This is a genomic window from Roseivivax marinus, assembly GCF_900109705.1.
GTDB classification, from domain to species: Bacteria; Pseudomonadota; Alphaproteobacteria; order Rhodobacterales; family Rhodobacteraceae; genus Roseivivax; species Roseivivax marinus.
Genome location: NZ_FOAI01000001.1, coordinates 77,046 through 95,221, shown reverse-complemented (window position 1 = coordinate 95,221; position 18,176 = coordinate 77,046). Strand labels below are relative to the sequence as shown.

Sequence of the window (18,176 nt, the reverse complement as noted above, 5' to 3'; positions counted from 1 at the left end):
CCGCGTTCCCAGGCGCGGTCCGGGATCGAGACGCAGGCAAACCACATGACGGCGATGGAACGCGAACACGCGGCGAAGGTGGCCGCTCCGCCGGTGCCGGGCGACGTATCGCGGGTGATGGTGGTGGACGACAGCGCGGGCCATCGTGCGATGCTGGCGCGGCTGCTCGGGCGGTGGGGCTATGACGTGATGCAAGCCGCGGACGCGTCGGAGGCGCTCGCACTGATCGAGGCACAGCCGCCCGACATCGTCCTCTCGGACTGGGTGATGCCGGGGATGACCGGCCCAGACCTTTGCCGCGCCTTTCACGCCCGGGGACAGCCGGGCTATGCCTACTTCATCCTTCTTACCTCGAAATCGGAGACCTCGGCCGTCGCCGCCGGTCTCGACGCAGGCGCCGACGATTTCGTGTCGAAGCCGGTGAACCCCGAGGAACTGCGCGCTCGCATCAACGCGGGTGTGCGGATCGTCTCCATGCAGCGCGAACTCAGCGCCAAGAACCGGATGATCTCGGAAACGCTCGCTGCCCTGCAGGAAGTCCACGCCGAGATCGACCGCGATCTTCAGCAGGCCCGCCTGATCCAGCAAGCGCTCGTGCCGGACCGGGTGCGCCGCTTCGGCACCTCGCAGGTCAGCCTGCTCATGAAGCCCTGCGGCCATATCGGGGGCGACCTCGTCGGAATGTTCAGCCCCGGCACGGGGCATGTCGGCCTCTACGGCCTCGATGTATCGGGGCACGGGATCACGTCGGCGATGGTAACCGCGCGGGTGGCGGGATACTTCAGCCCCCGCTACCCCGAGCAGAACATCGCGCTCGTGCCGTGCAGCGGAAGTGTCTACGCCCTGCGCGATGTCGAGGACGTCGCACGCGGCCTCAACGAGCGGTTGCTGGCCGATCCGGGCGTGGACGAGTACCTGACCCTGCTCTACGCCGCCGCGGACCTCGACAGCGGACAGGTTCGGCTGGTGCAGGCGGGCCATCCCGCGCCGCTGTTGATCCGCGCGAACGGGGAACCTCAGTTCGTCGGCGGGGGCGGCGTGCCCGTAGGACTTGTCGAAGGAGTCCGCCACGACCGTCAGGACCTGACGCTGAACGCGGGCGACCGGCTGCTGATCTACTCGGACGGCTTCACGGAGGCGACCGATAAAAGCGGCCGGATGTTGGGAGAGGACGGACTTCGCGACATGGCCATCGCCTGCCGGGACAGTCGCGGAACCGAGTTTCTGGACGAGATGTTCTGGCACCTGACCGGCAGCTTGCCGAACGGTGCGCGGCCGGACGACGACGTGTCGGCCGCCCTGCTGGAATACCGGTGCTACCCGGATGACGGGTGAAATACTCAGGCGCGCAGAAGGCGGCGCACCGCGTCGCGGTCCCCGGAATTGCCCAGCGCATCGGCGGCGACCTCGGGCGGCATCCAGATCGCGGTATGCCCCGCCTCGCTTGGCGGGCCGAGCTGCAGCACCGGACGCGCGACATAGATCATGCACAGCTTCTCGGCCCTGAGATCGTATTCCGGCATGTAGACGAAGCGGCGGAACGTCCCCACCCGACGTGGCCGCGCGATGCGCCATCCGGTCTCTTCGAAGACCTCGCGGTGCAGTGCGGCGATGGGGCCTTCGCCCGCATCCACTCCGCCACCGGGCAGCTGGTATTCAGGTCCCGGATCCGCCTGCCGGGTCACCAGCAGGTCGCCGTCGCGCGGAAGGATCGCGTAGGCGCCGGGGCGCAACGTGTAGTGGCGCCCGGCCTCGGGCGGCGGTCCGAAACGTCGGATCATCGGGAAACGGCCCCCTTGGACGCCTGCCTGTTCTGCATATATGGCAGCGATATGCCAACCGCCGGCCCCGAAGGAAACCCCATGACTCTCGGCACCAAGCTCGCCTGGGACGACACCGTCCTGCCCTTTCAGCTCGACCGCTCGGACATCCGCGGCCGGGTGGCGCGGCTCGACGGCGTCCTGGACGGCATACTGAAACAACACGACTATCCCGCCCCGGTCGAGGCCCTCGTGGCCGAGATGGCGCTGCTCACCGCGCTGATCGGCCAGACCATGAAGCTGCGCTGGAAGCTGTCGCTCCAAGTGCAGTCGAAGGGCCCGGTCCGGATGATCGCCACCGACTTCTATGCCCCCGAGGCCGAGGGCGAGCCCGCGCGCATCCGGGCCTACGCGAGCTTCGACCGCGACCGGGTGGTGCAGCGGCCGATGGACAACGTCGGCGAAGGCTATTTCGCCGTGCTGATCGACCAGGGCAAGGGCACCACGCCCTACCAGGGCATCAGCCCTCTCGTGCACGAGACGCTGTCGGATGCCGCGCAGACCTATTTTGCCCAGTCCGAACAGCTGCCGACGCGGTTCGAGCTCAAGTTCGGCCGCTCGACCGAGGCCGGCGGCACCGAGCACTGGCGCGCCGGCGGGATGATGTTGCAGCACATGCCCAAGGCTTCGCCTCACGTGCAGGAGGGCGGCTCGGGCGAGGGCGGCCTGCTGGAGGCGACCGATATTCTCGACGACGAGGAAGGCGAGGACTGGAACCGCGCCAACCTCCACCTCGACACCGTCGAGGAGATGGAGCTCATCGGCCCGAGCCTGCCGCCGACCGACCTGCTGGTCCGACTGTTCCACGAGGAGCGGCCCCGCGTCTTCGACTCGCAGCCGGTCCGCTTCGGCTGCACCTGCTCGGAGGGCCGGGTGCGCCAGTCGCTGTCGATCTACTCGGCCAAGGATATCGAGAAGATGACGACCGACGACGGGCTCGTGACGGCGGATTGCCAGTTCTGCGGCGCGCATTACGTGCTCGATCCGAAAACGCTCGGCTTCGAGGCCGAAACGGAGGCGAAGGGGCATGGCGACGCCTGACACGGCCCCAGCCACGATCTCGGACCAGCGCGCGCGGCTGACGCGGGCGCTGGTCCACCCCGCGGAGAGGTCTACCGATTTCGACCTCACACCGTCCGTCGCGCCCCCGCCGGGCGGCCGCGTGCTGCGCCCCGCAGGTGTCCTCGTGCCCATTCTCGCCGGTCATGACGGCCCGCGCCTGATCCTGACGAAGCGGTCTTCGCGCCTTACCCATCATCCCGGGCAGATCGCCTTTCCGGGGGGCAAGCAGGAACCCGAGGACGCGGACGCCACCGACGCCGCGCTGCGGGAAGCGGAGGAAGAGATCGGCCTGCCCCGCACCCGCGTCGAGATCCTCGGCCACCTGCCGCCGCACGAGACCGTCACCGGCTTCGAGATGTCACCGGCCGTGGGCTGGATCGACGGCGCCTTCGACCCGGTCCCCGAGGCGGGTGAGGTCGACGAGGTGTTCACCGTGCCGCTGGACCATGTCTGCGACCCGAAGCGGTTCTCGGTTCAGTACAGGCGCTGGCGGGGGCAGCGGCGGCATTACTACACGGTGCCGTTCGGCCCCTACTACATCTGGGGCGCCACCGCGCGCGTGCTTCGCGGTCTGGCAGATCGGATGGCCGCGTGCGACTGACCGCGGCGGACTGGCTGACCGCACCCGGCCCGCAGACCGTGATGGCCATGCTGGAGGACGGCGGGCATCAGGCGTTGGCCGTGGGCGGCTGCGTGCGCAACGCGCTGCTCGGCGCGCCGGTGACCGACGTGGACATCGCCACCGACGCCCGCCCCGAACGGGTGATGGACCTTGCCGAAGCCGCGGGCCTTAAGGCCATCCCCACCGGGATCGACCACGGCACCGTCACCGTGGTGGCCGACCACACCGGCCACGAGGTCACGACATTTCGCGCCGACGTCGAGACCGACGGGCGCCACGCCGTCGTGCGCTTCTCGGACGACGCAACCGAAGATGCGCGCCGTCGCGACTTCACCATGAACGCGCTTTACTGCGACCGGCGCGGAGAGGTTGTGGACCCGCTGGGCGGGCTGCCGGACCTGCACGCGCGGCGCCTGCGCTTCATCGAGGATCCCGGCCGCCGTATCCGGGAGGACTACCTTCGGATCCTGCGCTTCTTCCGGTTCTCGGCGTGGTATGCCGACCCCGCGGGCGGCATCGACCCCGAGGCGTTGGCCGCCATCGCCGCGAACCTCGAGGGGCTCTCCAGGCTCTCGCGGGAAAGGGTCGGCGCGGAGATCGTCAAGCTGATGGCCGCCCCCGACCCGGCCCCCGCCGTGGCGGCCATGGCTGCGTCAGGCGCGCTCGGCGCCGTTTTGCCCGGTGCAGACGCCACGCCTCTCGCCCCGCTCGTGCACATGGAAGCGGAGGCCGGAGTCCCGCCCGCCCCGATGCGCCGCCTCGCGGCGGTCGGGCAGGTCGATCCCGCGATGCTCAGGCTGTCGAAGACCCAGGCGCGCCGGCTTGCCGCAATCGACACCGGCGCGCGGGAGGGTGAGCCCGCCCATGCGCTGGGATACCGGCTGGGGGCCGAGACCGCACGCGATGCGCTGCTCGTCCGCGCCGCGCTCATGGGCGCGCCGCTGGATCCGGCGGATCTCGCCGCCGCCGACGAAGGCGCCAGGGCGGAGTTTCCGGTCCGTCCACGCGATCTGATGCCGGACTACGAGGGCGCCGCATTGGGCCGGCGGCTCTCCACGCTCGAAGAGGCATGGATCGCATCGCGTTTCACCCTGGACCGGGCGGCGCTCCTCGCGCTCTGACGCCGGACCTCCGCTTGCGGTTTGCCTCGCGGGCGGGGCGGGTCTACCTTGCGCGTCGACCGGGCCGGACCGCCACGCCCTGCCCGGACCGTTCCGACACACACGTCATTGCACGCCCCGTCCCGCAAGGAGCCTTCCGGTGCGCCTCTTCCGCTTTTTCGAAGGTCTCGTGGACCCCTATGTCGCGCACCCCCAGCAGGACGCGCCGCCGCGGCGGCTCCTGCCCTTCATGCTGGACTATTCCCGTCCGTTCCGCGGTATCTTCGCGGTCGCGGGCCTGTTGTCCGTGGTGGTCGCCGCGGTCGAGCTGCTGCTGATCTGGGCGATGGGCTGGGTGGTCGACATCCTCGCCGCCTCGCCCGAGGAGGTCTGGCGCGACCACGGCTGGACGCTCATCGCGCTCGGCGTCTTCGTGCTGCTGATCCGTCCGGCGCTGCAGGCGCTCGACGTGCTGATCCTCAACAACGCGATCATGCCGAACTACGGCACGCTCTTCCGCTGGCGCGCGCACCGTCACGTGCTGCGCCAGTCCGTTGGCTGGTTCGAAGACGACTTCGCCGGGCGCATCGCCAACCGCATCATGCAAACGCCCCCCGCGGCGGGCGAGGCGGTCTTCCAGATCTTCGACGCGCTGACCTACTCGCTGGCGTACATCGTCGGCGCGTTCTTCCTTCTGGGCCGGTCGGACCCTTGGATGACAGTGCCGCTGGTGGTGTGGTTCGGGCTGTGGCTTCTGCTCATGCGATGGACCGTCAAGCGCGTGCAGCCGGCATCCAAAGCCGCGTCGGACGCGCGCAGCTTCGTCACCGGACGGGTGGTGGACAGCTACACCAACATCCACTCGGTCAAGATGTTCGCGCACCACGACCGCGAGGTCGAATACGGGCGCGAAGCGATCGAACAGGCGCGCAGGACCTTCGCCGCCGAGATGCGGATCTACACGATCATGGACGTTGCCCTGACCGCGCTGAACGGCCTCCTGATCGTGTCGGTGGTCGGCATCGCGCTGTGGTTCTGGGGCCTCGGCCTGGCCTCGGTGGGTGCCGTCGCCGCCGCCACCGCGCTGACCCTGCGGCTGAATGCGATGACCGGATGGATCATGTGGGCGCTGACCAGCTTCTTCCAGCAGCTCGGCATCGTCGCCGAGGGCATGGAGACCATCGCCCAGCCGATCGCACTGACCGACGCGCCCGACGCGAAGCCACTGGCCCTGACCGAGGGCCGGATCGAGATCGACCGCCTGTCGCATCATTACGGCAAAGGCCGCGGTGGCCTCGACGCGATCTCGCTGAACGTGGCGCCGGGCGAGAAGATCGGCCTCGTGGGCCGCTCGGGCGCCGGCAAGTCCACGCTGGTGAAGCTGCTCCTGCGGTTCTACGACGCGGAATCCGGCGCGATCTGCATCGATGGGCAGGACGTTTCGGGCGTGACGCAGGAAAGCCTGCGCCGCGCCATCGGCATGGTGCAGCAGGACTCCGCGCTGCTGCACCGCTCGGTGCGCGAGAACATACTCTATGGACGCCCCGACGCGAGTGACGACGCGATGATCGAGGCGGCGAAGCGCGCGCAGGCGCATGACTTCATCCTTGGGCTGCAGGATTCCGAGGGACGGCAAGGCTACGATGCGCGCGTCGGAGAGCGCGGCGTAAAGCTTTCGGGTGGACAGCGGCAGCGGATCGCGCTGGCGCGTGTGATCCTGAAGGACGCCCCGATCCTCGTTCTGGACGAGGCGACGAGCGCCCTCGACAGCGAGGTGGAGGCAGCGATTCAGGACACGCTCTATGGCATGATGGAGGGCAAGTCCGTCATCGCCATCGCGCACAGGCTCTCCACTATCGCCCATCTCGACCGCATCCTCGTGCTGGACGAGGGCCGCATCGTCGAAGCCGGCACTCATGCCGAGTTGCTCGACCGGGGCGGACTCTATGCCGGGTTCTGGGCGCGGCAATCGGGCGGCTTCCTCGCTCTGGACGAGGAAGAAGCGGCCGAGTAGCGCACGCGCGACCGGCCGCCACGCACGGCCCCCCGTGCGCTTTCGCGCATTGCGCCCCGGCGGGCGAGGTCTAGGTTGATCCCGGACGGCGCGGACACCCCCCTTTCGCGTCGCGACCGACATGTCCGGGCAGCACCTCCGGACCGCGCATCGCCACGGCCCCGCGCGGGGGCCGCAGCCGCCGCGCCCGTCACCCGAGGAGACGCCCGAGATGAACCGCCCCGCCGACTGGATCGCCCCGTTCGCCCCTGCCGAGGGCGCCCCGCCCAAGACGCTGCTGGCCTTCTTCCGCTGGGCACTGTCGGGGGCCTGGGGCGTGCTGATCGCGGGCTCGGTCTTTGCCATCGCCGTCGGCGTGGTCGAGGTCGCCGCCGCGCTGGTTCTGGGCAAGGTCGTCGATTTGGCGCTGGCGTCGGGCGCCGGGTCTGTCTTCGACGACGGCACGGTGACGCTGATCGCGGCGGCCGCCTTCTTCATGCTTTTGCGGCCGGCAGCCTTCGCGGCCAGCACCTACTTCCAGACGATCGTGGTCCAGCCGAACGTCTTCAACCTCGTGCTGTCGCGCATCCACCGCTACACGATCGGTCAGGCCGTCACGTTCTTCGACAACGATTTCGCGGGCCGCATTGCGCAGAAGGAAATGCAGACCGCCCGCGCCCTTACCGACGTGGTCGTCGAGATCATCCACACCGTTCTGGTGGCGCTGGCCTCGGTGATCGGGGCGATCCTGCTGATCGGCACCATCGACACCACCATCGCGCTGGGGCTGGTCGTCTGGCTCGGCGTGTACGTCGTGATGATCCGCCACTACATGCCGCGGGTGCGGTCCACGTCCAAGGCCCGGGCCGGGGCGCGCGCCTCGGTGTCGGGTCAGATCGTGGACACGGTCACCAACATCAAGACCGTGAAGCTTTTCGCGCACGCCGATCACGAGGATCGCAACGCCCTGCGCGCCATGGACACCTTTCGCGACCGCACGCTCGACTATGGGCGCGTCGCGGTGGCGTTCCGCTTCTGGCTGGTGACGCTCGCGGGCCTGCTGCCGGTGCTGATGGTCGGCGGCGCGCTGTTCTTCTGGTCGCGCGGGTCGGTCACCGCGGGCGACATCACCGCGACCGGCGCGGTGGCCCTGCGCCTCGCGCAGATGACCGGCTGGGTCAGCCACACGCTCATGGCGCTCTATGCCAACGTGGGCGAGACCGAGGACGGGATGCGCACGCTCACGCCGTCCTACACCCTGACCGACAGGCCCGACGCGACCGAGTTGCAGGTCACGGACGGAAAGGTCGAGATCGCGGATCTGACCTTCCGGTACGGCCACGAGGTCGGCGGGCTCGAGGACATCTCGCTGACCATCGCTCCGGGCGAGAAGCTCGCCGTGGTCGGCGCGTCGGGCGCGGGAAAGTCGACGCTCGTCGCGCTGATGTTGCGGATCTACGACACCGAGATCGGCCGCATCGCCATCGACGGGCAGGACATCTCGGACGTCACGCAGGAAAGCCTGCGCCGGCAGATCGGCATGGTCACGCAGGAGACGGCCATGTTCAATCGCTCGGCCTTCGAGAACATCCGCTATGGCAGCCCGGACGCCACCTTCGACCAGGTGGTCGCCGCCGCGCGCAAGGCAGAGGCGCACGATTTCATCGAGTCGATGAACGACCACGAGGGGCGGTCCGGCTACGACGCGCATCTGGGTGAGCGGGGCGTGAAGCTCTCGGGCGGCCAGCGCCAGCGCATCGCGCTGGCCCGAGCCATCCTCAAGGACGCGCCGATCCTGATCCTCGACGAGGCCACCTCGGCCCTCGATTCGGAGGTCGAGGCGCAGATTCAGGACGCGCTCGACCGTGTGATGGAGGGAAAGACGGTGCTGGCGATCGCGCACCGCCTGTCGACCATCGCGCACATGGATCGAATCGTCGTTCTGGATCAGGGACGTATTGCCGAGGTCGGCACGCACGACGCACTTCTGGCCCGCGGCGGGCTTTACGCCCGCTACTGGCACCGGCAATCTGGGGGCTTCAGGACCACGCGGGAGGCCGCCGAGTGAAGCGTGTGATGATCCTCGGGCAGTCCGGATCGGGCAAGTCGCGGCTGGCCCGGGCGCTGTCCGACCGAACCGGTCTTCCGGCGATTCATCTCGATCGCTTCTACTGGGCGCCCGGCTGGGTGCCGCGCGACCGCCCGGAGCGCGAGCGCATGATGCTCGAGGCCGCGCAAGGACCCCGCTGGATCATCGACGGCAACTACTTTTCAACCGCCTGCACGCGGATCGCGCGCGCCGACACCGTCATCCTTCTCGATATTCCGGTGGTACTGCGCTTCTGGCGGGTGTTGCGGCGCACGGCGACGAGCTATGGACAGGTGCGCCCTGACCTCGCCGATGGCTGCCCCGAGCATGTCAGCATGGATTTCTGGCGCTGGGTCTGGGCATCCCGGCAAGAGACGCGGGCGCGGCTTGGCGCCCTGATCGCCGCGGCGACACCGGAGACCGAGATCGTCATTCTCCGCAGCCCCGGGGCGGTGCGACGCTTCCTTGACGGGCAGGCACCGCGGCGCGCCGCGCCCGGCGCCCGGACAATCCCGGCCTGAGCGGCGACTCGACGCGGGCGCGGTTTCGCGGCATGTGCGGCGCCATGAGCACCACCTACACCATCGACAGGCTCGGCCACCTGGGCGACGGCATCGTCGCCGACACCGGAAACGGGCCGCTCTTCGCCCCCGGCGCGCTGCCGGGCGAGGAAGTGACGGGCAGCCCCCGGAGCGACGTCCTGACCGATCTGCGGATCGTGACGCCGGCGCCCGTGCGCGTGCGTCCGCCCTGCCCCCATGCCAAGGCCTGCGGGGGTTGTCAGCTTCAGCATGCGGCCGAGGATTTCGTGGCCGAATGGAAGCGCGACGTGGTGGTCGCAGCTCTGGCGGCGCACGACCTAGAGACACCGATGCGCCCTGTGGCCACCTCACCCGCTCGCAGCCGGCGGCGTGCAACGTTTTCGGCCCGGCGGACCAAGTCCGGAGCGCTCGCGGGCTTTCACCAGAAGAAGTCCGATACCGTGGTCGCGGTGCCCGGGTGCCTCGTGGTGCATCCCGATCTTCTGGCCGCCCTGCCCCTCGCCGAAGCGCTGGCCGTCGCAGGTGGCAGCCGCAAGGGCGAGCTGTCGGTCTCGGTGACACGCAGCGACACCGGGCTCGACGTATCGGTGACCGGCGGCAAGCCCGCCGACGCCGCACTGCGCACGACGCTGGCCGACCTTGCGCGGCACCACGACCTCGCCCGGCTGAGCTGGGGCGTGGACGAAACGCTGGAACGCCGGCCGCCGCGTCACCGTCTGGGCACAGCCGACGTGGTGCCCCCACCCGGCGCCTTCCTGCAGGCCACGCCGCAGGGCGAGGCGGCGCTGCAGGACGCGGTTCTCGAGGCCACGGACGGCGCGCGGCGGGTGGCGGACCTCTTCGCCGGGTGCGGCACGTTCGCTCTGCCGCTGGCCGCCCGTGCCGAGGTGCTGGCGGTCGAGGGATCGCGCGAGATGTGCGCCGCGCTCGACCGCGGCTGGCGGCACGGCACGGGCCTGCGCCATGTCTCGACGGCGGCCCGCGACCTGTTCCGCGATTCGCTGACAGCCGAGGAACTGAGTGGCTTCGACGCCGTGGCGATCGACCCGCCACGCGCCGGCGCCGCCGCGCAGATGGCCCAGATCGCGGCCTCGGACGTGGCACGCGTGGCCCATGTCTCGTGCAATCCGCAGACCTTCGCACGCGACTGCGCCGCACTGGTGCGCGCCGGTTTCCGAATCGACTGGGTGCAGGTCGTGGACCAGTTCCGCTGGTCCACACATGTCGAGATCGCCGCGGCCCTTTCGCGGGCGTAGCCACACTGTGACGCGCCCATCTTAAACCCGCGTTAAGAGCGATTGGCCACTTTGCTAAGGGACCAGATTCGGGTAATTTCCGTCCAAAACGAGCGGGCAGAAAATATGAAACTCACCAAGATTCTGATGGTGCTTCTCGCCGTCACGCTGGTGTCGGCGTGCGGGGGCGGAAGCAAGTTCAAGTCCTACAACGGGCCGGAGGTCACGCAGGTCATCGTCGACAAGGATGCGCGGCGTATGTACCTGATGCACAACAAGCGCGTGCTCAAGCACTACCCGGTGCAGCTTGGCTTCCAGCCTGACGGGCACAAGCAGCGCGAAGGCGACGGGCGCACGCCCGAGGGGCACTACCTCATCGACAAGCGCAATCCGAACTCGAAGTTCCATCTGTCGATCGGGATCAACTATCCCAACGAGCGCGACATCGCGAACGCCCTGGCGCTCGGCCGTGATCCCGGTGGCGACATCTTCGTGCACGGCGGCCCCCCCAAGGGCTCGCGCATCGACGGCAGCAAGGACTGGACCTGGGGCTGCATCGCGGTGACCGACAAGCAGATCGAGCGGATCTACGCGATGGTGGAGAACGGCACGCCGATCTACATCAAGCCATCCCGCAAGAGCGCAATGCGTCCGATGCTGGTCAACTGAACGAAAACGGGCGCCCGGATGACCGGGGCGCCCGTTCGATCGCGTGGCAGCTTGATGCGGCGGGATCAGACCCCGGTGCCGCCGGGAGTGCCGGTCACCAGAGTCCACCAGATCTTGCCACCGGGCTCCTGGAACCAGGCAAAACCCATCTCGCGCGCCTCGGGGTTCAGGATCACGTCGCGGGTCGCCGGATCGTCCATCCACGCCGCCAGCGTCTCGAGCTCGGTCTCGAAGGTCTCCGAGATCGCCTCGCCCACGAGTTCGCCGGAGTAGCCGGCGCGGCGGACGCGGTCCACAGGCGAGGAGCCGTCCGAGCCGAAGTGCCACGGCCGGTTCTGCACGGACATGTCGCGCGCGTGGGTCGCGGCAGCGGCGCGCAGTTGCGAGTTGAGCTGCAGCGTCGGCACGCCCTGGTTCGACCGCAGCGCGTTCACCGAGTCGAGCATCCGGTACGAAATCCGCGAATCTTCGGAGTTCGAGATGTTGTAGGCGCGTTGGATCGGCTGCCCGTCCGGCCCGATGGCGCCCGGCGTCGGGGCGCACGCCGCAAGAGTGAGCGCCGCCGCCGAGGCGAGCGAAAGAAAGCGAGTCATAAACCTGTCCCCCGTTGTCGGATTGGTATTTAACGCCATATCGGGGTATTGGTTGCCGGGCAAACGCACTTCGGCGTGAAAATGCTGTTAACGCCGCTTTGATTTGCGGATGCGTCCTGCGCGCCATAATGCGGTGAGTGACCGGGGTGCTCGCGTGCCTCGATCCGCGCTGACCTACTGGAGATGTTGTTATGAGCAAGAAAAGCTCCTTCACAATGGGACGTCGCGGCTTCGTTGCCGGTGCCGCCTCCCTGATCGCCGCCCCCGCGCTCGCGCAGACCGGGGCAAACACGACCGAGATGGAGCGCGACCTGTCCACGGTCGTCCGCCGGAACGTGTCGAGCTTCCGCACGCTGGACTGGCAGCCCTACTTCTCGAACCTGAACAACGGTGCGATCCTCGTCGACATCCGCTCGCGGGCGCTGCACTACTGGAACGAGGCCGGCACGGTCTACAAGCTGTACCCGACTTCGGTGCCGCTGACCGAGGACCTGACCCGTCGCGGCCGCACCTCGGTGACCCTGAAGGATCCGGCCCCCGACTGGCGTCCGACGCCGTCGATGAAGCAGCGTAACCCCGAGTGGCCCGACTACGTGCCCCCGGGCCCGGACAACCCGCTTGGCACCCGCGCGCTGCACCTGAGCTGGCAGTACTACCGCATCCACGGCACCCACGACACGCGCAAGATCGGTCGTCGGTCCTCGAACGGCTGCATCGGCCTCTACAACCACCACATTGAAGAGCTGTACGGAATGGCCAATGTCGGCACGCAAGTGTTGCTTATTTGACGACAGCCGGCCCGCTCGGCGGGCCACCGCCTCCGGAGCAAATTGAATTGACGAGACTTTGCTGCTTAGAACGACTCACGAGGTAAGTCTTGGGTGTCCGCCATTCACGACCTCTCGTGGTCGTGGCGGGCAATTATCTGGAGGATAATCATGAAGAAACTCGCACTCGCCGTTGCGTTCGCAGCAGCCGGCTCGTCGGCGATGGCCGGCTCCTACGCGAAGAACGACGTGGTCATGGAGCCCGTCGTCGTCGTGGAAGAAACCAACCAGCAGTCCTCGTCGGCCGGCATCATCGTGCCGCTGATCCTGCTCGCACTGGTTGCAGCCGCCGTCGCATCCGACTGATCGGATCCGGTATCGACATGAGGAAAGGCGGTGCTTCGGCGCCGCCTTTTCTCGTTCCGGCGTCCTACTCCGCGGCGAGTTGAAGCGCCTCGGCCCCGCCGACCTCGTCCGGGACGTGATGCGCCCAGACCAGTGCGTGCGGGTCGAACCCCTGGGCCAGGTGAGGCTTCACGATCTCGAAATAGGGCGACAGGTCGAAGTCCCGCGGCGCGTAGAGCGAATGATGCCGGATGTGCAGGATTTCGCGCCGAGTGCCGATATCGCGGGTCCGCAGCCGCACTTCCTGCACCCTCGGAAGGATCGGGTAACCGACCGCTGCGAAGGCCTGTGCGATCAGCGAGGAACAGATCGCCCGCGTGGGATCGCCCGAACCCAGCGCCAGCATCCGTCGCCGCCAGCGCCGCGGCACCGGCGGCCGCGGCAGGAAAAAGCGCGCGAGGTCGAAGATGTTGCGCAGGTCATAGGCAGTGCCGATCCGCTCGACCATGAACCGCGCCACGTCCCGCCGCTCGGCCTCGGTGAGGCCCACGGGCCGGCAGACCCGGGTGTTGTAGCTTGCGTATTTCGACAAGGGCGCGGCGACGCAGCCTTCGCCAAGGTTGACCTCGACCAGTTCCAGGCCGTCCGCGCCCGTGGCACCGAGCGCACCCGCATCGCCGACATACAGCGCCGAATGCGACCAGGTGGACTGGGTGAGGTACTTGACCGACTGACCGACAAGGGATTGCCCGTCCACCAGCAGCACGTCGCCGGGGCGCAGCGTGTCGCGTAGCTTCGCAAGGTCCGAGGGCACGTTGGTGCCCCCGCGCGCGTCGCCGCGCATGAGCAGACGGGCGATCCGCCGCCCGAGCGCCGTCAGCAATCCGTCCCTCTGTTCTGTCGTCCGTCGGGCCATGGAGAACCCTTTCCGCCGCGATCCGTCGAAGCGTGATCTGAACGCCGGAAAGGTGAAAGTCCCATGACCCCACCGCGCCCGGCTGTTGCCCAGAGTGACACGGTGGACGGACGCCCGCCCCATTTGGTGACGGATCGGAGGCGAAGGCGCGGCGAACGTGGCGAATCCGCCGCGATCAGCTCCGCTCGACCCACCCCTCGAGATTCTCCTCGATGACGGCGGTCAGCGCCTCGATATGGGCGTCATCGTCGTTGAGGCAGGGAATGTACGTGAAGTGCTCTCCGCCCGCGTGCTCGAAGCTCTCCTTGATCTCCTCGTTGATCTCTTCGAGCGTCTCGATGCAGTCAGCCGAGAAGGCCGGCGCGCAAACGGCGATGTTCTTCTTGCCGTCTTCCTCGGCGAGCCGGGCGACCTCCTCGACGGTGTAGGGCTTGAGCCATTCCTCGGGGCCGAAGCGCGACTGGAAGGTGGTGGTGATCTCGGTATCGTCCCAGCCGAGCCGCTCCTTCAGCAGGCGCGTCGTCTTCTGGCACTGGCAATGATAGGGATCGCCCTCCAGCAGGTAGCGCTTGGGCACGCCGTGATAGGAGCAGACGAGGATGTCGGGCCGCGTCTCCATCTTGGCGTAGGCCCGCTCGATCGACTGCGCGAGCGCCTCGATGTAGAGCGGATGTTCGAAATAGGGGTCCACGGTGCGCGCGGTGGGCTGCCACGTCTCGGACATCAGCGCACGAAAGAACGCGTCGTTCGCCGTGGCCGAGGTGGCGCCCGCGTAGTGCGGGTAAAGCGGGAAGAACAGGATCTTGCGGCAGCCGGCCTCGACCAGCTTGCGAACCTTGGACTTGGTCGACGGGTTGCCGTAACGCATGCAGAAATCGACCTCGACCCTGTCGCCGTGCCGCTCTTTCATGGCGGCGGCGACCTTGGCGGTCTGGTCCTTGGTGATCGTCATCAGAGGGCTCTCGCCCTTGTCCTCGTTCCAGATCGACTTGTAGGCCTCGCCGCTCGAGAACGGGCGCTTGGACAGGATCACAAGCTGCAGAAGCGGCTGCCACAGCCACGGCGAGTAGTCGATCACACGGCGGTCCGAGAGGAACTCGTTGAGATAGCGCCGCATCGACCAGTAGTCGTAATTGTCCGGCGTCCCGAGGTTCGCGAGCAGGATGCCCACCTTTTCGGCGGCGATCTTGGGATGGTCCGCCGGGGCGTGGTCCGGCCTGGTCGCGGCCTTGGTAGCGTCGAGCATCGTCGTGTCCTGTCCTGTTGCTCCCGGTCTGATACGTATCGGACCGGCAGTCCGGTTCAATCTTTGAGTGGCGTCTCGTCGGCGCCGAGCGCGTCGGCCAGCCGCGCCTGGGCCGAGCCCGGCCGCAGCGGCTGCGGCTGACTGGCGTCGGGCGACCATCCTGTCAGCGCCACGAATTCGAAAGTCGCGGGCACGTAGCCTTCGTCGTCGGCATAATGCGCGGCGTAGAGCTCGGCGGCGCGGCGGATCACCGCAGGGCGCGTCGGGTGACGGTGTCGCTGCGCCAGCGCGTTGGTCTCCCCCATGGCGCGCAGGTCGCGCATGAGGTGGAGAGCCGTGCGATAGCGCACGGTCATCGCGAAGCTGTCGGCCACCGGGAGCGTCATGCCGCCACGCTGCAGCAACGCGCCGAGGTCGCGGATGTCGGCCATCGGCGCGACGCGCGGCGAAAGCCCGCCTGTCACCTCGATCTCGGCCTCGCCCAGAACCGCGCGCAACTCGGACAGGGTGCGCCCCCCGAACGCGGTGGCCATGAACAGCCCGTCGTTCTTCAGCGCGCGCCGCGCCTGGATGATCTGGCCTACCGGATCGTCGGCCCAGTGCAGCGCGAGCGAGTGCAGCACGAGGTCGTGCGCCCCGGGCGTGAGCGCGAGCACCTCGTCGTCGGGCACGACCGTCGCGCCGGGCAGCCGTTCGGCCCACACTTCGGGGAACGGCGTCACCACGGCGGGCGCGGTAAACGACCTCTTAACCAGCGCAAGGCGATCCTGGAGATCGTCGGCGGCGATCTCGTGCAGGAACAGCGCGGGGCCGTCAGTGGTGGCGCGGGCCCGGGCGCGGAAGCGGGTCAACGCGTCTCGGTCTGTCAGGGTCGGAGTGTCCGTCATGGTTGGGAAATAGGATGCGCGCGGCGGCCTTGCAAACCGCGATACGGCTGATCTACCCGCCCCGGTGCCTTGGCTGCGGCGGGCTCGTCGACAGCGATTTCGGCCTCTGCGGGCCGTGCTGGCGCGATACGTCGTTCATCTCGGGACTGGTGTGCGACACCTGCGGCACCCCCCTGCCCGGCGAGGCGGACGGCCACGGCGTCCTGTGCGACGACTGCCTCGTGGCGCCGCGCCCGTGGCGGGCGGGGCGCGCCGCGCTGCTCTACCGCGCGACGGGACGGCGCCTGGTGCTGGGCCTGAAACACGGCGACCGGCACGATATCGCGGTCCCCGCGGCTGGCTGGCTTGCCCGGGCGGTGACGCCGCTCATCCGGCCCGACACGGTGGTCGTTCCGGTGCCGCTGAACCGCTGGCGGCTATTGTGGCGGCGCTACAACCAGTCGGCGCTGCTGGCGGCGGCGCTGGCCAGACGCCTCGCCCGCACCGTGGTGTCCGATGCGCTGGCACGGCCCGTGGCGACCCCCGTGCTCGACGGGCTCGGCCGGGAGGATCGTTTCGCGACACTCGCGGGGGCGATCACGGCCGGGCCGCGCGGCACCCTGCTGGCCGGGCGCCCGGTGCTTCTGGTGGACGACGTGATGACCTCGGGCGCGACCTTCGCCGCCGCCACGGAGGCGGCGCATGATGCTGGCGCAACCGAGGTCTGCATCGCTGCGCTGGCACGCGTCGCCAAAGAGCCCTAGATCCGGGGAAACCCGCGACGAAAGGACCCACCATGCAAAGCGTGGAAATCTACACCTCCCCGATGTGCGGCTTCTGCCACGCCGCCAAGCGACTGCTGACCCAGAAGGGCATCACCTTCACCGAGATCGACGTCTGGGCCGACCCCGAGCGCAAGCCCGAGATGATCGACCGCGCCAAGGGGGCGCGCACCGTCCCGCAGATCTTCGTGGGAGACACCCACGTGGGCGGCTGCGACGAGCTTTACACGCTCGAACGCGCCGGCAAGCTCGACCCGCTGCTGGCGGCCTGAGCGGATGCGCCGGGCCGCGCGGGACCGGGGGCGGCATGACTGACGAGCGGGGCGATCTCCTCGCGGTGTCGCTGGTCAGCGAAATCCTCGCCACGGACCAGCTGCTGCGCTCGCGCATCGCGCGGGTGCTGCCCGCCGGGATGGAACTCAGCCACGTCTCGGTGCTGAACCACCTCGCCCGCGCGGACGCGGAGCGGACACCGGCGGAGCTGGCGCGCGCCTTCCACCTGACCCGCGGTGCGATGACCAACACGCTCACGCGTCTGGATCTTGCCGGTTACGTGCACATCCGCCCCGACTGGGACGATGCGCGCAAGAAGCGGGTGTCAATCAGCCCTGCCGGCAGGCGTGCTCGTGACGCGGCGTTCGCCGCCATCGCGCCGTTCCTCGCGGAGGCGGCCGGCCCGCTGGACCCGGCCCGTGTCCGTGCCACACTGCCGGTACTGCGCGCCCTGCGTCAGGGACTGGAGCGCACGGACGCTCAGCCATCCTCGCGGCGCGACGTGACCACGTAGTTCACCGCGAGGTCGCGATCCGACAACCGGAAGCCACCGCGCGCGAGGTCGGGCACCATGCCCTTGCGATCCACGGGTTCCAGTCCGCCCGCGCGGATCATGTCCTCGAGCGTGTCCGGCGCGATGAAGCGCGACCAGTCGTGCGTGCCGCGCGGCAGCCAGCGCATGATCCATTCCGCGCCGACGACGGCGGCTCCGAAGGCCCGCGCCGTTCGGTTGAGGGTGGACACGATCAGCAGACCGCCCGGAGCGACCAGAGATGCGACCGAGGCGAGGAACTCCGCCGGGTCCGCCACGTGCTCCACGATCTCCATCGCAAGAACGATCTCGGCCTGCGCCCCGCCCTCGGCCAACGCCTCGGCCGTGGTCGCGCGGTAATCGATCCCGAGCCCGCCGGCTTCGGCATGGGCTGCCGCCGCGCGGACATTGGCCTCGGCGGCATCGACGCCTGTGACCTCGGCCCCGAGCCGCGCAAGCGGTTCGCACAGAAGCCCGCCGCCGCAGCCCACGTCGATCGCCCGCAGCCCCGAAAGCGGCGCGGCCTGCGACAGGTCGCGGCCGAATTCGCCCGCCGCCTGCGCCACGATGTAGTCCAGACGGCACGGGTTCATCATGTGAAGAGGCCGCCCCGGACCGTTCGGATCCCACCATTCGGCGGCCATGGCATCGAACTTCGCGACCTCGGCTGGATCGACAGAGCGTGACATCATCTCGCGGACTTTCTCATGGTCATTCGGGCCGG

Annotated in this window: 20 protein-coding genes; 14 read left to right on the top strand and 6 right to left on the bottom strand. The window is 68.8% G+C overall.

The window, feature by feature from the left end:
* The first annotated feature begins 54 nt into the window (after positions 1-54).
* Positions 55-1,335, top strand: coding sequence for a PP2C family protein-serine/threonine phosphatase (locus tag BMX29_RS00370; RefSeq protein WP_092810137.1), 1,281 nt, complete (start codon positions 55-57; stop codon positions 1,333-1,335).
* Between the two features lie 5 nt (positions 1,336-1,340).
* On the opposite strand, the gene BMX29_RS00365 is transcribed toward BMX29_RS00370, so the two are convergent.
* The gene (locus BMX29_RS00365) at positions 1,341-1,781 is read right to left on the bottom strand and encodes an NUDIX hydrolase (protein ID WP_092809495.1); all 441 of its coding nucleotides are present in this window, start codon (positions 1,779-1,781) and stop codon (positions 1,341-1,343) included.
* A gap of 81 nt (positions 1,782-1,862) precedes the next feature.
* Here BMX29_RS00365 and hslO point away from each other — a divergent pair, with 81 nt between their 5' ends.
* The 8 genes from hslO (at position 1,863) to BMX29_RS00325 (ending at position 11,132) form a co-directional block, all read left to right on the top strand.
* Entirely contained in the window at positions 1,863-2,861 is a 999-nt protein-coding gene (gene hslO / locus BMX29_RS00360) for an Hsp33 family molecular chaperone HslO (RefSeq protein WP_092809492.1), read from the top strand.
* Positions 2,848-3,483, top strand: coding sequence for a CoA pyrophosphatase (locus BMX29_RS00355; RefSeq protein ID WP_092809490.1), 636 nt, complete (start codon positions 2,848-2,850; stop codon positions 3,481-3,483). Before hslO ends, BMX29_RS00355 begins: the two co-directional genes overlap by 14 nt.
* Positions 3,474-4,625: a CCA tRNA nucleotidyltransferase gene (locus BMX29_RS00350; RefSeq protein WP_244889112.1), complete on the top strand. Its 1,152-nt coding sequence runs from the start codon at positions 3,474-3,476 to the stop codon at positions 4,623-4,625. The genes BMX29_RS00355 and BMX29_RS00350 overlap by 10 nt, the downstream gene beginning before the upstream one ends.
* 139 nt (positions 4,626-4,764) lie before the next feature.
* Positions 4,765-6,618, top strand: a complete 1,854-nt coding sequence (locus BMX29_RS00345; protein ID WP_244889111.1) for an ABC transporter ATP-binding protein — start codon at positions 4,765-4,767, stop codon at positions 6,616-6,618.
* A gap of 211 nt (positions 6,619-6,829) precedes the next feature.
* On the top strand, positions 6,830-8,665 hold the full coding sequence (locus tag BMX29_RS00340) for an ABC transporter ATP-binding protein (RefSeq protein WP_092809488.1): 1,836 nt from the start codon (positions 6,830-6,832) through the stop codon (positions 8,663-8,665).
* Positions 8,662-9,207: a P-loop NTPase family protein gene (locus BMX29_RS00335; protein WP_092809486.1), complete on the top strand. Its 546-nt coding sequence runs from the start codon at positions 8,662-8,664 to the stop codon at positions 9,205-9,207. Before BMX29_RS00340 ends, BMX29_RS00335 begins: the two co-directional genes overlap by 4 nt.
* Positions 9,208-9,251: 44 nt before the next feature.
* A complete protein-coding gene (locus BMX29_RS00330; RefSeq protein ID WP_092810131.1) occupies positions 9,252-10,484 on the top strand; it encodes a class I SAM-dependent RNA methyltransferase in 1,233 nt (410 codons plus the stop codon).
* 105 nt (positions 10,485-10,589) lie between these two features.
* The gene (locus BMX29_RS00325) at positions 10,590-11,132 is read left to right on the top strand and encodes a L,D-transpeptidase family protein (RefSeq protein WP_092809484.1); all 543 of its coding nucleotides are present in this window, start codon (positions 10,590-10,592) and stop codon (positions 11,130-11,132) included.
* A gap of 65 nt (positions 11,133-11,197) precedes the next feature.
* Here the strand turns inward: BMX29_RS00325 and dalA are convergent, their stop codons facing one another.
* Positions 11,198-11,725, bottom strand: a complete 528-nt coding sequence (gene dalA / locus BMX29_RS00320; RefSeq protein ID WP_092809482.1) for a divisome-associated lipoprotein DalA — start codon at positions 11,723-11,725, stop codon at positions 11,198-11,200.
* 191 nt (positions 11,726-11,916) lie between these two features.
* Here dalA and BMX29_RS00315 point away from each other — a divergent pair, with 191 nt between their 5' ends.
* Both BMX29_RS00315 and BMX29_RS00310 read left to right on the top strand, forming a co-directional pair.
* Positions 11,917-12,513 (top strand): L,D-transpeptidase, encoded by a 597-nt coding sequence (locus BMX29_RS00315; RefSeq protein ID WP_043844807.1) that lies wholly within the window; start codon positions 11,917-11,919, stop codon positions 12,511-12,513.
* A 150-nt stretch (positions 12,514-12,663) separates the two neighbouring features.
* Positions 12,664-12,858, top strand: a complete 195-nt coding sequence (locus tag BMX29_RS00310; RefSeq protein WP_043844806.1) for a hypothetical protein — start codon at positions 12,664-12,666, stop codon at positions 12,856-12,858.
* Positions 12,859-12,922: 64 nt separating this feature from the next.
* Here BMX29_RS00310 and BMX29_RS00305 read toward each other — a convergent pair whose 3' ends face one another.
* The 3 genes from BMX29_RS00305 to BMX29_RS00295 all read right to left on the bottom strand — a co-directional run bounded on the left by BMX29_RS00305 (position 12,923) and on the right by BMX29_RS00295 (position 15,886).
* The gene (locus tag BMX29_RS00305) at positions 12,923-13,753 is read right to left on the bottom strand and encodes a C40 family peptidase (RefSeq protein WP_092809480.1); all 831 of its coding nucleotides are present in this window, start codon (positions 13,751-13,753) and stop codon (positions 12,923-12,925) included.
* Positions 13,754-13,928: 175 nt separating this feature from the next.
* Positions 13,929-14,999 (bottom strand): ferrochelatase, encoded by a 1,071-nt coding sequence (gene hemH, locus BMX29_RS00300; RefSeq protein WP_092809478.1) that lies wholly within the window; start codon positions 14,997-14,999, stop codon positions 13,929-13,931.
* A gap of 56 nt (positions 15,000-15,055) precedes the next feature.
* Positions 15,056-15,886 (bottom strand): methyltransferase domain-containing protein, encoded by an 831-nt coding sequence (locus BMX29_RS00295; protein WP_043844803.1) that lies wholly within the window; start codon positions 15,884-15,886, stop codon positions 15,056-15,058.
* A 14-nt stretch (positions 15,887-15,900) separates the two neighbouring features.
* Between BMX29_RS00295 and BMX29_RS00290 the strand changes: the two genes are divergently transcribed.
* The 3 genes from BMX29_RS00290 to BMX29_RS00280 are packed head-to-tail and all read left to right on the top strand — an operon-like array spanning position 15,901 to position 17,434.
* A complete protein-coding gene (locus BMX29_RS00290; RefSeq protein WP_092809476.1) occupies positions 15,901-16,629 on the top strand; it encodes a double zinc ribbon domain-containing protein in 729 nt (242 codons plus the stop codon).
* A gap of 32 nt (positions 16,630-16,661) precedes the next feature.
* Complete coding sequence (grxC, locus tag BMX29_RS00285) at positions 16,662-16,919, top strand: glutaredoxin 3 (protein ID WP_043844801.1); 258 nt, start codon at positions 16,662-16,664, stop codon at positions 16,917-16,919.
* Between the two features lie 35 nt (positions 16,920-16,954).
* The gene (locus BMX29_RS00280; RefSeq protein WP_092809474.1) at positions 16,955-17,434 is read left to right on the top strand and encodes a MarR family winged helix-turn-helix transcriptional regulator; all 480 of its coding nucleotides are present in this window, start codon (positions 16,955-16,957) and stop codon (positions 17,432-17,434) included.
* Here the strand turns inward: BMX29_RS00280 and ubiG are convergent.
* Complete coding sequence (gene ubiG / locus BMX29_RS00275; RefSeq protein ID WP_092810129.1) at positions 17,401-18,141, bottom strand: bifunctional 2-polyprenyl-6-hydroxyphenol methylase/3-demethylubiquinol 3-O-methyltransferase UbiG; 741 nt, start codon at positions 18,139-18,141, stop codon at positions 17,401-17,403. The two genes, BMX29_RS00280 and ubiG, sit on opposite strands and share 34 nt — an antisense overlap.
* Between the last annotated feature and the right edge of the window lie 35 nt (positions 18,142-18,176).

Coding starts and splice junctions, on each gene's coding strand:
- BMX29_RS00340 (WP_092809488.1), top strand. CDS start 6,830: ATGAACCGCCCCGCCGACTGGATCGCCCCGTTCGCCCCTGCCGAGGGC.
- BMX29_RS00370 (WP_092810137.1), top strand. CDS start 55: ATGGAACGCGAACACGCGGCGAAGGTGGCCGCTCCGCCGGTGCCGGGC.
- BMX29_RS00355 (WP_092809490.1), top strand. CDS start 2,848: ATGGCGACGCCTGACACGGCCCCAGCCACGATCTCGGACCAGCGCGCG.
- ubiG (WP_092810129.1), bottom strand. CDS start 18,141: ATGTCACGCTCTGTCGATCCAGCCGAGGTCGCGAAGTTCGATGCCATG.
- hslO (WP_092809492.1), top strand. CDS start 1,863: ATGACTCTCGGCACCAAGCTCGCCTGGGACGACACCGTCCTGCCCTTT.
- BMX29_RS00330 (WP_092810131.1), top strand. CDS start 9,252: ATGAGCACCACCTACACCATCGACAGGCTCGGCCACCTGGGCGACGGC.
- BMX29_RS00295 (WP_043844803.1), bottom strand. CDS start 15,886: ATGACGGACACTCCGACCCTGACAGACCGAGACGCGTTGACCCGCTTC.
- BMX29_RS00315 (WP_043844807.1), top strand. CDS start 11,917: ATGAGCAAGAAAAGCTCCTTCACAATGGGACGTCGCGGCTTCGTTGCC.
- BMX29_RS00310 (WP_043844806.1), top strand. CDS start 12,664: ATGAAGAAACTCGCACTCGCCGTTGCGTTCGCAGCAGCCGGCTCGTCG.
- BMX29_RS00365 (WP_092809495.1), bottom strand. CDS start 1,781: ATGATCCGACGTTTCGGACCGCCGCCCGAGGCCGGGCGCCACTACACG.
- grxC (WP_043844801.1), top strand. CDS start 16,662: ATGCAAAGCGTGGAAATCTACACCTCCCCGATGTGCGGCTTCTGCCAC.
- hemH (WP_092809478.1), bottom strand. CDS start 14,999: ATGCTCGACGCTACCAAGGCCGCGACCAGGCCGGACCACGCCCCGGCG.
- BMX29_RS00280 (WP_092809474.1), top strand. CDS start 16,955: ATGACTGACGAGCGGGGCGATCTCCTCGCGGTGTCGCTGGTCAGCGAA.
- dalA (WP_092809482.1), bottom strand. CDS start 11,725: ATGACTCGCTTTCTTTCGCTCGCCTCGGCGGCGGCGCTCACTCTTGCG.
- BMX29_RS00290 (WP_092809476.1), top strand. CDS start 15,901: ATGCGCGCGGCGGCCTTGCAAACCGCGATACGGCTGATCTACCCGCCC.
- BMX29_RS00305 (WP_092809480.1), bottom strand. CDS start 13,753: ATGGCCCGACGGACGACAGAACAGAGGGACGGATTGCTGACGGCGCTC.
- BMX29_RS00325 (WP_092809484.1), top strand. CDS start 10,590: ATGAAACTCACCAAGATTCTGATGGTGCTTCTCGCCGTCACGCTGGTG.